This is a genomic window from Pseudomonas sp. HP_01 (assembly GCF_055284355.1).
The window spans coordinates 168,049-179,811 of record NZ_JBTOPV010000034.1; the positions used below are offsets into that span (position 1 = coordinate 168,049).

An 11,763-nucleotide genomic window follows, 5' to 3' on the forward strand; every position below is an offset into this window, starting at 1 on the left:
GGGCACATGAACATCTGTGTCCTAGCTCAAGCGGGATTGCAGACGTATCAATCGACATTGGGAACGCTGATGAAGCTGAGGATCTATTCAGACCTGCACCATGAGTTCGCCCGCTTTGACCCTCCCGCGATCGAGCCAGCGGTCGACCTCGTGATTTTAGCCGGTGACATCGACAAGAGGGCGAGGGGGGTGAAGTGGGCCAATGAGACTTTCGCCTGCCCGGTCGCATACGTGTGCGGTAATCATGAGTATTACGACGGCCACATCGATCGGACGCTCGAAAAGATGAAAGATGCAGCGGCCGGCCATGTGCACGTGCTCGAAAATGAAACCCTGGTGCATGGCAACGTCAGAATTTTAGGTACCACTGGATGGACAGACTTTTCATCAAGCGGCGACCAAATGGCGGCCTCCAGCTTGGCTAGGGCATCTATGAACGACTTTAAATACATTCGCGTCGAAAACTTTCGACGTCTTCGCCCGGACGACCTGATCTCCCGCAACCACCGGGCAAAAAAATGGCTAACCGATGAGCTCAACAAGTCATTCAACGGCAAAACAATCGTCGTTACCCACCATGCTCCATGTCCAGCTGTGAGCGGATCTACACATGAGGGGCATCTTACTGCGGCGTACACTAACGACTGGCCTCACCTCATAGAACATGCGGATCTCTGGGTGTTTGGACACACGCACGAAGCGGTCGACATCGAGCTGGGAGGCTGCCGAATTATCTCTAACCCGCGCGGATATCCCGGTGAGTCAACGGGCTTCCGTCCCTTGCTTGAAATAGAGATCTAAGGAGCGCTTGCATTTGAAATCAAACTTAACGGCAGCTGCCGGCGGTGCACCTTTACGATCCGAACCGCCGAACACGTCCGACTTGCCAAAGGAGGTTATCCAAGCGATGGCCCATGACTGGGGTGTCCTAGTGGATGCCTACCTGGTGAATGCGGCCCGCATCGGCAATCGGTACGCGGCAACCGTCTTCTGTGATCAATCGGGAACATTGTTAGACGGCATGACAGTAGCAACTCGCTCGGTACGTCAGATTGCTGCTCGAGGAAGCCACATATTGCTCCAGACCGTCGACGGCAAGGATCACTACGTCGTCGTGACCGAGCAGGGAGTAGGGGGGCGAACCCATGGCTACGACAGTTGATTGGCCAGCGAAAGTTCTCGTTGCGGCAGCTATCAAATTCGAAGCCCTGTCAGTGCTTTTCTGCGAAGGCCTGAGGTCGACTACCCGTGCTTGGTTGGGAGGGTGTACGTGGATCACAGTGGCAGATTTCAAAATGGACGTTTGATCCGAACATCCCGAATCAGGAGGGTTAAGGAGCAGCAGGGCTGGACGATTGTGATTACTTTCTCCGGCAGTCATTACCTGCTGATTGAGGACGAAGGCGAACCCTGTTTTGCAGTTGGCAGCCTTCTGATTCCGGGCACGGTGGTTAACGGCATTGTGCACTGAAACGCACGTAGCGGGAGGGACAGGTACGCGTGATGATCTCGCCCGCTGAAGAGCATAGCGAGCGTCCCGAAAAGGCTAAATGAAAATAGGAGCGACGATGGAGGGTTTTGATATAGGCCAAATGATCGGCCCAAGCACATTCATTGCAGCAGGCCGAATTGAGCTGGATGAGGCAATTAGGATTACCCAAGAGCGATTTCCAGGCCGAAGCTTCTGCATCCCAAGGGAGTGGGTGTGGCTTGACCTTAATGCGCCTGATCTTGTTGTAGAAGAGCTGGCGGCTGAAGGGAAGAAGCCGACCATGCTGCTGGTTTTCGATACGGTGTACGACAGCTCCACTACGACCTCGTCGCATTGGTTTCGTACGACGCCGATGATCAGTTTTACTGACGACATGTTTTTCCAAACTGAAAACAAGCTTTATGTCTTGCTCGGGAATGGGCGCCGGACGTCCATGTCTTTGTCAGCTGTTGTGCGATTGTTTTGAAGCGTAGCGGAGGGCAAGGGTGATGATTCTGGTCGGGATTGCTCACAAGGAGCTAATTAAATGATTGCTGCAGTGGTGCTCGATGCATTCGGGACAATCCTTCGCATCAATCGCCCGACTAACCCTTACCGGGAGCTACTCAGGGAGGGCCGTCGACAAGGGGTTGTTTTAGGCTCAAAAAGCATTGGTTCTGTAATGACGACAAACCTGCCATTCGACGAGATGGCATCATTTCTAGGCATTGAGCTAACCCTGCAGCAGAGGGGGAAAATGAATCGGGCAATGGAGCAGGAGCTTGCGTCAATTGAGGCCTATTCCGACGCTGTTGAGGCAGTGTCACGTCTACGAGACGCGGGGTTGAGGCTCGGTATCTGTTCAAATTTAGGCGCGCCTTACGGGCCTGTAGTCAGGCGCCTGTTTCCGGAAATGGACGGGTACGCGTTCAGCTTCGAACTTGGCGTTATGAAGCCCGAACCCTCAATTTACCGATCGATTTGCAGCCAAATGGACGTCGAGCCAGGGCATGTATTTGGCGGTGAGCGGGGGCGGGTAGTGATGATTGGTGATTCAAAGAGATGTGACCAGGATGGGCCGAGGTTGGTCGGGATGATCGGGCTACGCCTTGACCGTAAAGGTCGGGGGGCTGTCAATAATCTCCTGCAATTTGCCGAGCTAGTAATAGGCCGTGAGGGCGAAATATAGCTTCATGAGCCGCTGTCTGCACCGGATTGAGCTTTTCGGGCAGCTAGCGAGGCCAGCTCAGAATCACCGATCGGTGATCCCTTCTTACGGCCGGGATGGGACGCTCATCGTCGCAGCAGCGGCGTAAAACTACGTATGTCAGCACCACTGGGCGCGGGCTTGCTTGGCTGCGGATTGAAAATTCCGATCCTTTTCGCCGATTAAGCTACGCTTTAGCGCTAAATTGATTTAGCGAGACAGGGATCGTCTAAATGTGAAGCGAATACTTCTTCTAAGTGGCCCGATTGCGAGTGGCAAGACGTCAATTTCTGCCGCCCTAAAAGAATTCCATGGGTTTGTTTCCATCAGCAGTGGCTCCTTTCTGCGCGCGCAGTTGGCTGCCCGCAATGAGCCACTTGATCGTCATCGCCTCCAAGAGCTCGGTGACTCCCTCGATATGTCGACTGACTTCTCCTGGCTCATAGAATCTGTGGCAAGCCCGGCCATCCACGGTCGGCCAGCCGTTGAGAACTGGTTGCTGGATGCCGTGCGCAAGCCCCGTCAGGTTGAGTTATTCAGAATCCGTTTCGGCGATGCGGTGAAACACGTACACATCTGCGCGCCCGAGTCTGTCCTGCAGCAGAGGTACGTTGCACGCGGCACAGCTGATCTCAACGAATACATCGCCAGCGTGGCGCATCCCAATGAGCAGAGCGCACGTTCGCTCTCCGGTTTTGCGGACATAGTTCTCGATACACATACGTACACCCCGTTTCGAATTGCGGATCAGATAATGAAAGTCTGGGAGATGTAGCACATGGAAACTCGGCAGATCGTGGTGATCAGCGGCAAGACCTGTAGCGGCAAGAGTGGATTGGCCAGCTTGTTGGAGAAGGAATTCGGCTTCACCGTGGTTTTCGATCGTCGAGCCATCGATGATCCCGACTGGCGCCTTCGTATCGCGCAACCCGACATCTCTGATCGTCGTCACGAAGCGGAAGAAATTGATCAGTGGATGCTTCGGGAAACCCGAGCAATGTGCGAGCAGGAAAAAGGTGGCCGTCCTTTAGTGGTTGATCACCTGAATACCCCCGCGCAGGTATTGGATTTTCGACAGGCCTTTGGAGCGAACCTAGTGCATGTGCACCTCTATGCAAGCGACGCAACGCTCCATGCGCGTTACGCAAAGCGAATCGAGGGACAAGCCAATCCATTGTCCTACGATGAGGTAAACCAACTCAAGGAGCAGGCAGATATCCAGGCGCTCAAGGATGATGCGGACGTGCGGGTCTACACCGAGCGTTCGGACTCCAACGACACGCTTGTACGGGTGGCCGCGCGGCTGCATTTGTACACGCCGCCCGAAATTAGATGCGTGGATGTGCTGATCGGCGGGCAGTACGGCAGCGAAGGGAAGGGCAATATTGTCTCCTACCTTGCGCGCGAGTACGACGTAATGATCCGCGTCGGTGGGCCCAATGCCGGACATACGGTTGCTAGTTCTGCTGGCCCCTATATCTACCACCATCTGCCCTCAGGTTCGCGAGATGTGACGGCACGTTTGCTTCTCGGCCCTGGCATGACGATTCATCTACCTGGGCTTTTGAAGGAAATCAATGAGTGCGGTATTGGTGAAGATCGTCTTTTCATTGATCCGCAGGCCACGATAATCGATGAGGATGATATCGCTACGGAGAGGGGTGGGCATCTGGTCTCGACCATTGCATCAACAGGCAGCGGAAGTGGAGCAGCCGCTGCCCGGCGTATTTTGAGCAGGGGTAAGGAGATCCGGCTCGCACGAGATGTTGAGGAGCTTCGTCCATACGTTGGCACTCCCGGGAATTACCACGGTTGCACGTTAGACCGTTTGGAGGAGGCCTACAGCAGCGGCCATTCAATTTTGCTGGAGGGCACCCAGGGTAGCGGGTTGAGTATTTTCCACGGTGATTACCCTCATGTGACGTCCAGGGACACGAACGTTGCGGGATGCTTGGCTGAGGCTGGGATATCGCCCAGCAGGATCCGCAAGATACTAATGGTGATTCGGCCCATGCCTATTCGTGTCGGCGACCCGGATGGTGAGGCTGGCCATACCTCCGGCACGCTCAAACATGCGACCACTTTTGATGCCATCGCCGCATTTGCGGGTCTTGAAGCCGATGCACTGAACGCTGCCGAGAAAACCTCCACCACCAAGCGCAGCCGGCGGGTCGGATGGTTCGAATGGGATCAATTTCGAAAAGCGTGCGCCCTGAATGCCCCAACGGATATCGTCCTGACATTTGCCGATTATCTTAAGTCCTCCAATAGCAAGGCGCGCAGGTTCGAGCAGCTCGATCCGGAGACGATCAAATTCGTCGAGGAGCTGGAGCGTGTTTCCCAAGCCCCCGTTTCGCTGATCAATACCCGATTTTCCAAAGACTCCGGTGCAAGCGATTTACGCTCGCTGATTGACCGGCGGAACTGGACTGCACGTTCTGACAGGAGATGACAGATGGATCTGAATAAGCTGATCGAGCTTTACCCTCGCGTGTATCACATGGCCGAGCGTGGGGCTTGGGATAGCATTCGCACGCTTGGATTGATGAGCACTACGGCGGTCTTGGATCACCTCGCAGTGGGGGATGGTGCGCGCGCTCAGTATGAGAGTGAGCATCGCGGTCACAAGATGGATGTAAAGGCAGGTGACCCCTCCAACATCGTGCTTCGCGATCAGAAGCCCATGCCAGAAGACCGGCTGATTAAAGCGCTCACAAATGGCACGACCCCGCGTCAGTGGTATGAGCTGATCAACCGCAAGGTCTTTTTCTGGGCGGAGGAGGCGCGCCTTCACGTTTTGCTCGGCGCTCGCGACTATCGAAAACTTGAACATGACGTCCTAACGCTCGATTCGTCGAGCTTCATCCCCGCCTATGCCGAGGCCATCTGGCTTTGTCACATGAACTCGGGCAATACCTGGCCCATGCCGCACCGTCGCAGCACGGACGTCTTCTGCAGAATTGCGGACTATCCGGTGACGCGCACTGGAAAACCTGTAAAGCCTGTTGTCGAGCTAGTTGTCGATTATGCCGTTCCCGACATCGCAAAGTATGTGGTGGACGTTCGCAGGATGCAGGGCAGTGAGGTACTAGACGTCATTGGTTAAAGCACATCTATGGGGCGGGGAAGACATGCCGCGAAAGCGTTTAGCCGCTCGTGTGTTAGTGATCAGTTCGGATATTCGACTGCTGCTGTTCAAGGTTCACTACCATGCAGGTGCCTTGGCGGGCAGGAGCTACTGGGCGACACCCGGCGGAAAGCTCAAGGAAAACGAGTCGTTTGAGGCGGCGGCGGTTCGTGAGCTTTTTGAGGAGACTGGCATTGCCGTCCCATCCGTGGGGCGCTGCGTCGCGCGCAGGGAGTTTCAATGGCAGATGGCTGATGGCGAGTATGTGCTTGCGACCGAAAAATTCTATGTGGTGCGCTCGGATGCCGAACATTGCTCCTGCGCCGAGTGGAGTGAGCGAGAGCGCGATGCCGTGTGTGAGGCGAGGTGGTGGTCATCAGCGGAACTTGCAGCTTGCCGGGAAGAGATTTTTCCGCCGGATTTGTCCACGCTGTTTAGCAGCGTCTTGCTCATGGCGGCGGATGAGCCTTGATGGGGGGCCAATGACCGGTCAGTGTGATCGGCTTGGTCGCGCAAAAGCATCCAGCACAAAAAAAGCCGCCCGGAGGCGGCTTTTCGAGTGATCGCAGTCACGGAGGGTTTAGAGGCTTTGCAGGCTCCAACTGCTTGAGGCAACAACCTCGCCGTTGAGCATCTTGCGAGCACGTGCGGCCAGAGATTCACGAACCTCTTCGCCGGTGAGTTCACGGCGCTCGGTGGAGTTGGAGCGTGTCGGCTTGCGAACCAGTTTCGCTCGTAGCTCAGTTCTCATCATCAATCTCCTATTCGGGCGTAACGCCATCCTGATCGACATAGCGATCTTCTAATGATGCTAGCATCTTACCAAGGTGGTAGCAAACAGGGTTCATAAGCTGCACGAACAGTTCGGCACGATCCTTGGTTGTCAGCATTTCTTCAAGACTTCTGCTGACGTTCAGCACACCCATCAGTTTTTCCTTATAGTAAATCGGTAGGCTGATTAGCGATTTTGCGTGTTCCAAGTTCTGATAGTAGCGGGTGATTTGCTCTTCGTAACGCGGACTGATTTCTTTGTCCTTCTTCTTTTCAGCCTCAAACCATCGCTTGACCGCCGCCTGTACGTCCGCCAAGTAGATGGGCTGGCCGGTTGCGGCAGCTTGTGGGGCCCCAGGCAGGTTCGGCTGATGATAGGTGTGCAGAAAATCCTGTTTGTACGTGAAGGGCAGGCAGATCTGCTCAACGCTCGAGTCTGGCTGGTCGGGGTGCAGTGATTCGACTGAAAACCCCTTGTCTTGGATGAACAGGATGCCTGTACAGCGCTGCACAGCCACTTCGTACGATTGGTTGTGAAGGAAAAACTCGTATTGAAGAATCCAGTCCTCCAGGCTCTGCTTGTCGTCGATGGTTCCCACTGCTTCGGCCTGAGCCACCTGGGCCCCGGCTGGATCCGCAGTGGCAGGGTCTTCAAGTCCCAGGTCGACAATGGGAGAAATGGCGATTTCATCGCTGTAAAGCACGCGCATGATGTTGGCGTGGTACGTCACGAACCTATAAGAGGCTGATATGTCGTCCCATGTTCTGGCCAAGCTGAGCACGCCGGACATCATGGTTTGCATGCGTTTGATAATGACCTCGTCACTCAGCGAGGCCATCTCGTTCTTGGTCAGCCTTCTGAGCTTGCCAATTTCGCGAAGTGTTTCGACGTAATCGTTCATGAACTGACGAGGGGGGAGGCTGGTCAATCGGCCCTCCATCGCGGTGTTCTCTTGCTTGAGCAGGGCCTCTTTCTGCGCCGCAAGCACCGTGAGCTCGGCCTCTTTGCGCAACGCCAAGTCCGCCAATCCTCGCTCACGAAGCCAGACCATTAACAGTGCCCCCACAGTCAGGATCAGCGCAATAATTAAGTGCCAGTAGGTCTTCGGCGGGTCGGTATTCTCGGGCCTCATGCCCAACAGCTCCTGACATTGGGCATAGATCGGGGAGCTGCAGACCGAGATGTAGCCCGCACTCAGCACTGAGAACAGGGTTAGGACGATTGAACCGAGGGGGCTCGAAAAAAACCTGGAGGTAAAAAGTCTGAATTGACTGTCAACGGCCATGACCAGAACATCCTTTTACTGTATCGGCGCGGCAGGGAGGGCGGCGCTCACTCGGGGTGTGGCCATCATATCGAAATAACAAGGTAGTAACCTAGCGAACAATAAGTACTCAGGCTTCAGAGTCCGGCTTGTCCCGCTTTCAAGGCCTCACGCCATTGCGCGCGGATGACTGAGCCTGATCTATTAACTAGGATGACTCGGTAAGCGTCACCCTTAACGCAAGGAGTTTTACATCTCTCGTTTGGCAGAGTTTTGGAAGTTGGAGCAGCAGTTGGCAAACCAGCTCGGGGAGTTGGAGTTCCATGAAGAATAACTCGGGGCTTCAGAAGGACATCGAATTCGAAACCAAGCTGCGCAACTTGCTGGGCGAATAAAACCTCAACCTGCGCGATATCGTGAACATTCGATCCCCATGCGAGCAATCGCAAAGCTACGTCGGCAGTCGCAAGGTTACCCGCAAAGCTCGGTCGATTAAGGTGTATAAGAACCCGCATAACGGCGAGGTGGTCGAGCCAAAAGCCGGCAACTATAAAACGCTGAAAATGTGGAAAGGCGAATATCGCAACGATGAGATTGAGTCTTGGGTGACGCGGTGATGGTAGAGCGGGAGAAAAGGCCGCCATCGGCGGCTTTTTTGTATCCAAAGCGCGTCGGTCAGTCAGTACCTTTCGATTGCCTGGATGCTTGCAAGCGCCTGGGGGTCAAAGAACGCCGCCAGGCTGTCGAAGCCTACCCACAGCTTCTGCTCGCCAGCAGCAAAGCAGGCGATGCTGTATTCGGGGAAGGTGAAAGTTAGCCCATACCGCTCAATGTTGAACAGCGAGAAATTTTCCACGATGGGCTGCGTGCCCATGGACAGCCAATCGTCTTCATACTCACCTGTGTCCGACAGCCTTTCCCTGATGTAATCCGCGAGAGCAGGCAGGTGCTCGATATCACCAAGCAAGTAATCCAGGGTTATCGGCCGGAAGGGCCTGACCAGATAGTTGGTGGCCGTGCTGCTTCGTCCGCCATGCGCAGCACCAGAGTGATAAAAGTCAATCGTGTAAAGAATACTGATGACACGCTCATCCCTGCGGACAACGTGATAATGCCCGGTGAGCTGATTTTTGAGATGCGAAAATGGGTAGTTGGCGATCTCAGGATCTAGATCATTTTGAGCTTGAGTCTCCTGTAGTCCCGCCAGCAGCTCATATCCCCACGCCTCGATGTTTCGGGAAACAATCCTCTCCACGGCAGAAGGGAAATCGGGAAAATCGAATTGGAATGAAAAGCCCGGCACGCCGTGATTTTCCTCAACGAGTCGTCGACGGACTTCGACTACATCCGCCTGAAACATGCCGTTGTCGTGCTGACCGAATTCTTTGGCCAGATTTTCCTTGTAGAGCCGAAGCGACTTTCGATCGATCTCGTCTTTGTGGGCCCTGCGATGACAGGTGGGGCACAGCGCAATCAGGTTGGAGTACTCATGTGCTTTGCACTCTTCCCACGGCACGATGTGATGCACATCCAGTTCTGTCTGGTTGCACCGAGGTATGGCGCAGCGGTGGCCACTTTCCACCAGCACGGCGCGTCGAATTTCAGCAGGGATTGCAGGGCGAGCCAACGTTCCATCTCCATCTGGATACAAGTGAACAAGCTTCAGGCAGGACTGAGGGTGCATCACGATTCGCAGTTCGACTTTCCGGGCCTAAGCCTCCCGGGGTCTAAACGGGTTTCTCGTCGCCCTCGGCCGTCATATACAATGGCGTTCCGCGGTAAATCAAGGCCTTGGTCGATATAATATCGATTTAGCAGATAATCTGGGTAATACACCACTGCTGGTGCCCATAGGCTCTAGCTCGGGGGGGGGGGCGGAGATATCTTGATAATGGCACCGTGCGCAGGTGTTGGTAGGCTGCTCAGATTTCGGCTCATCGAGTCGTAGAAGACTGAGCGCTTAATTCTTTCCGGGGGTTTTCCCACAGTGGATGTCCCATTCCCCCAAGGTCTGACGATGCAGTGGGAGGCGTTGGCCAACCTGGCCATCTTGCGCTGAAGTTTTTAAGATGGGCCGCTAAGCCAGAGAAGCCGTTGAGCGCGCATGGGCAGATGTCCGCTGTGCCGCCTGACGCCATGTTGATTGAAGCGACACTTGATGTAGTAGGGGGCACTGATGTATCTGAAGTAATGGGTGTCACACGACAAACATGCGCAAGTTGGTGACTAACCATCCTAACTCCCAGTGCCAGTGCATGAGGGTAGCTCAGCCATTACGTCCATAAACTGTCCTAAGACATATCGGAACAGACCACCCGCTAGGTTTAACCAATGAAGCTTCTGGCCAGTCTGGTTGTCCTCCCTGCGTAGTCGAAAGCTGTAGGCAGTGAGGGTTGGGCAGCCTCGGAACTCTGTGGCTACCAACGTCGATGGTATGAATTCTAAAGCCCTTTATTCATTGGCTAAATTGCCAATGGCAATAGCTGCCCCAAGGGCAGCAATTGCCAGCGAAAAGCTATTTTTTTGGCGGTTTGCTTGGCTTTAGGTCGGGGTTATTACGCGGCGTTTCTTTGTTGTCGCGGCGCCGTTGATCGACTTTGCCGGTCGATTCGGCGATGGGCTTGGGGCCTGGTTTCAGTGGCATGGGGATATTCCTTGATGTGGAAAATTGAGGGTGGATGAAGCAGAAGATTCGTTGCTTCAGCTGGATCTTCCAACAGGCATAAGACGGCTTTGGATAACTGCATTCTTACAGCTAGCTCGTTGGTCAGGCATACGTCAATCCTCCACATAGCTTGCTTAGATATCCACGACCGCTGGCGGAGGTATTGGCACACCATGTAGTGGTAAATACTTGGCTTAGGCACAACATATAGATTTAAGGTTCTTTCTGCAAGGCCCAAGCGTGAGAATGTGAGACTACCGTTCGTCGGCAAGTTCATATTTTTTTCCACCCCCCCCACTTGAAAATTTTTAAACGAGACGGAGTTCTTATATTTGAGAGCAAAAGAAAAGCAGTGGTAGTCCTGACACCTCCATACAGCAGGATGCCGGCGGTTTGGCTTGTGCTTTTCAGGCTTTTGCCTTGCTTGTGATCTTGCTCCTCCTGTGCTGGATTGAACACCTGCCGCGGCGGCATAGCAGTGCAGGGCAGGGGGATCGGCGTTCGGCGGCGAAGCCGACGCTTGCTCCTTGACTTCAAACAACAATCTCAAAAAACAAAAAATTTCCATCGCCTAGCAAAGCACTGAATCGGGTCAGTGCGCCTAAAATTTGAGGAGATGGAAATTGGATTATCGTTTGGAGTTGGAGATTTGGAGAGGGGTGCAACGAAGCCTGACGAAGGATGGATTTGTCGTGCTGCTTTCTCAGGCTATTCGCACCTATAGGCGGCCTCCAGGATACTTCCCGCTTTATCGGCTTCATGCTGGAGATGTCGACGAAGGAGGCGTAGAGGCGCTTAGCATCGCGTTCGGTGTTAGCGAGAACCCAACCGGAATAGCTACGGATGATTATGTCTCGCTACGGGCCCCGCTAAGAGAACATCTTTACCGAGTTTTGCAGCGTCATGCCATTGCGCATTCAGTGGCGTCAGCTGCGGTTGTCGACAATCGCCTCGCCAGCGATTTGGGAATTTGATTGGGGGCCTACCTGGTGCGCTTGGCCACGGATGACCTGCACAATGGCCGAAGGCGGCTCACACTGCCCTCGGGAAAAATTTTCAGCCGAACGTGAGTGATAGGCCCGGGCTTTTGCAGCTCTGCCGCATAATAGTGTTCCCGATCCATCTCCATTTTCTTTTCAGGCAGCAAGTCCCGCCAGAACAGGCTTTGGGTTCGGTCTGGCTATCAGTGCGGGATTTTACACAACCCTGCCTGTATCGACTCGCGATCTGGATAATTGCCAACCCAAGGAGTTCTTC

At 54.3% G+C, this 11,763-nt stretch carries 14 protein-coding genes and 1 pseudogene; 10 read left to right on the forward strand and 5 right to left on the reverse strand.

Annotated features, from left to right (window positions below; translation table 11 throughout):
* Nucleotides 1-69 precede the first annotated feature (69 nt).
* From ACYAR8_RS18180 to ACYAR8_RS18215, 8 genes are all read left to right on the forward strand, one after another.
* The gene (locus ACYAR8_RS18180; RefSeq protein ID WP_463580696.1) at nucleotides 70-801 is read left to right on the forward strand and encodes a metallophosphoesterase; all 732 of its coding nucleotides are present in this window, start codon (nucleotides 70-72) and stop codon (nucleotides 799-801) included.
* Between the two features lie 106 nt (nucleotides 802-907).
* Nucleotides 908-1,162: a hypothetical protein gene (locus tag ACYAR8_RS18185; RefSeq protein ID WP_463580626.1), complete on the forward strand. Its 255-nt coding sequence runs from the start codon at nucleotides 908-910 to the stop codon at nucleotides 1,160-1,162.
* A gap of 406 nt (nucleotides 1,163-1,568) precedes the next feature.
* Complete coding sequence (locus ACYAR8_RS18190; protein ID WP_463580627.1) at nucleotides 1,569-1,958, forward strand: DUF6957 family protein; 390 nt, start codon at nucleotides 1,569-1,571, stop codon at nucleotides 1,956-1,958.
* Between the two features lie 60 nt (nucleotides 1,959-2,018).
* Nucleotides 2,019-2,660 carry an HAD family hydrolase gene (locus ACYAR8_RS18195; protein ID WP_463580628.1) on the forward strand — a complete coding sequence of 214 codons (642 nt, stop codon included), beginning with the start codon at nucleotides 2,019-2,021 and terminating at the stop codon, nucleotides 2,658-2,660.
* 253 nt (nucleotides 2,661-2,913) lie between these two features.
* On the forward strand, nucleotides 2,914-3,453 hold the full coding sequence (locus ACYAR8_RS18200) for a phosphotransferase-like protein (protein WP_463580629.1): 540 nt from the start codon (nucleotides 2,914-2,916) through the stop codon (nucleotides 3,451-3,453).
* Between the two features lie 3 nt (nucleotides 3,454-3,456).
* The gene (locus ACYAR8_RS18205) at nucleotides 3,457-5,130 is read left to right on the forward strand and encodes an adenylosuccinate synthetase (RefSeq protein ID WP_463580630.1); all 1,674 of its coding nucleotides are present in this window, start codon (nucleotides 3,457-3,459) and stop codon (nucleotides 5,128-5,130) included.
* Nucleotides 5,131-5,133: 3 nt separating this feature from the next.
* Nucleotides 5,134-5,784: a DUF7002 family protein gene (locus tag ACYAR8_RS18210; protein ID WP_463580631.1), complete on the forward strand. Its 651-nt coding sequence runs from the start codon at nucleotides 5,134-5,136 to the stop codon at nucleotides 5,782-5,784.
* A 25-nt stretch (nucleotides 5,785-5,809) separates the two neighbouring features.
* Nucleotides 5,810-6,277 carry an NUDIX hydrolase gene (locus tag ACYAR8_RS18215; RefSeq protein ID WP_463580632.1) on the forward strand — a complete coding sequence of 156 codons (468 nt, stop codon included), beginning with the start codon at nucleotides 5,810-5,812 and terminating at the stop codon, nucleotides 6,275-6,277.
* A gap of 108 nt (nucleotides 6,278-6,385) precedes the next feature.
* Here the strand turns inward: ACYAR8_RS18215 and ACYAR8_RS18220 are convergent, their stop codons facing one another.
* Both ACYAR8_RS18220 and ACYAR8_RS18225 read right to left on the reverse strand, forming a co-directional pair.
* Nucleotides 6,386-6,556: a hypothetical protein gene (locus tag ACYAR8_RS18220; protein ID WP_463580633.1), complete on the reverse strand. Its 171-nt coding sequence runs from the start codon at nucleotides 6,554-6,556 to the stop codon at nucleotides 6,386-6,388.
* A 10-nt stretch (nucleotides 6,557-6,566) separates the two neighbouring features.
* On the reverse strand, nucleotides 6,567-7,862 hold the full coding sequence (locus tag ACYAR8_RS18225) for a hypothetical protein (RefSeq protein ID WP_463580634.1): 1,296 nt from the start codon (nucleotides 7,860-7,862) through the stop codon (nucleotides 6,567-6,569).
* 232 nt (nucleotides 7,863-8,094) lie between these two features.
* Between ACYAR8_RS18225 and ACYAR8_RS18230 the strand changes: the two are divergent.
* Nucleotides 8,095-8,458 (forward strand): annotated as a pseudogene (locus ACYAR8_RS18230) (histone-like nucleoid-structuring protein, MvaT/MvaU family).
* A gap of 62 nt (nucleotides 8,459-8,520) precedes the next feature.
* Here the strand turns inward: ACYAR8_RS18230 and ACYAR8_RS18235 are convergent.
* Together ACYAR8_RS18235 and ACYAR8_RS18240 are read right to left on the reverse strand one after the other, a co-directional pair.
* On the reverse strand, nucleotides 8,521-9,468 hold the full coding sequence (locus tag ACYAR8_RS18235) for an HNH endonuclease (protein ID WP_463580635.1): 948 nt from the start codon (nucleotides 9,466-9,468) through the stop codon (nucleotides 8,521-8,523).
* An 888-nt stretch (nucleotides 9,469-10,356) separates the two neighbouring features.
* Nucleotides 10,357-10,485 carry a hypothetical protein gene (locus ACYAR8_RS18240; RefSeq protein ID WP_463580636.1) on the reverse strand — a complete coding sequence of 43 codons (129 nt, stop codon included), beginning with the start codon at nucleotides 10,483-10,485 and terminating at the stop codon, nucleotides 10,357-10,359.
* Between the two features lie 644 nt (nucleotides 10,486-11,129).
* Between ACYAR8_RS18240 and ACYAR8_RS18245 the strand changes: the two genes are divergently transcribed.
* Nucleotides 11,130-11,480: a hypothetical protein gene (locus tag ACYAR8_RS18245; RefSeq protein ID WP_463580637.1), complete on the forward strand. Its 351-nt coding sequence runs from the start codon at nucleotides 11,130-11,132 to the stop codon at nucleotides 11,478-11,480.
* An 8-nt stretch (nucleotides 11,481-11,488) separates the two neighbouring features.
* On the opposite strand, the gene ACYAR8_RS18250 is transcribed toward ACYAR8_RS18245, so the two are convergent.
* On the reverse strand, nucleotides 11,489-11,668 hold the full coding sequence (locus ACYAR8_RS18250) for a hypothetical protein (RefSeq protein WP_463580697.1): 180 nt from the start codon (nucleotides 11,666-11,668) through the stop codon (nucleotides 11,489-11,491).
* Nucleotides 11,669-11,763: the final 95 nt, after the last annotated feature.

Bases quoted from the DNA above. Each gene is read 5' to 3' on its own strand.
- ACYAR8_RS18180 (WP_463580696.1), top strand. From the start codon at position 70: ATGAAGCTGAGGATCTATTCAGACCTGCACCATGAGTTCGCCCGCTTT.
- ACYAR8_RS18185 (WP_463580626.1), top strand. From the start codon at position 908: ATGGCCCATGACTGGGGTGTCCTAGTGGATGCCTACCTGGTGAATGCG.
- ACYAR8_RS18190 (WP_463580627.1), top strand. From the start codon at position 1,569: ATGGAGGGTTTTGATATAGGCCAAATGATCGGCCCAAGCACATTCATT.
- ACYAR8_RS18195 (WP_463580628.1), top strand. From the start codon at position 2,019: ATGATTGCTGCAGTGGTGCTCGATGCATTCGGGACAATCCTTCGCATC.
- ACYAR8_RS18205 (WP_463580630.1), top strand. From the start codon at position 3,457: ATGGAAACTCGGCAGATCGTGGTGATCAGCGGCAAGACCTGTAGCGGC.
- ACYAR8_RS18210 (WP_463580631.1), top strand. From the start codon at position 5,134: ATGGATCTGAATAAGCTGATCGAGCTTTACCCTCGCGTGTATCACATG.
- ACYAR8_RS18215 (WP_463580632.1), top strand. From the start codon at position 5,810: ATGCCGCGAAAGCGTTTAGCCGCTCGTGTGTTAGTGATCAGTTCGGAT.
- ACYAR8_RS18220 (WP_463580633.1), bottom strand. From the start codon at position 6,556: ATGAGAACTGAGCTACGAGCGAAACTGGTTCGCAAGCCGACACGCTCC.
- ACYAR8_RS18225 (WP_463580634.1), bottom strand. From the start codon at position 7,862: ATGGCCGTTGACAGTCAATTCAGACTTTTTACCTCCAGGTTTTTTTCG.
- ACYAR8_RS18240 (WP_463580636.1), bottom strand. From the start codon at position 10,485: ATGCCACTGAAACCAGGCCCCAAGCCCATCGCCGAATCGACCGGCAAA.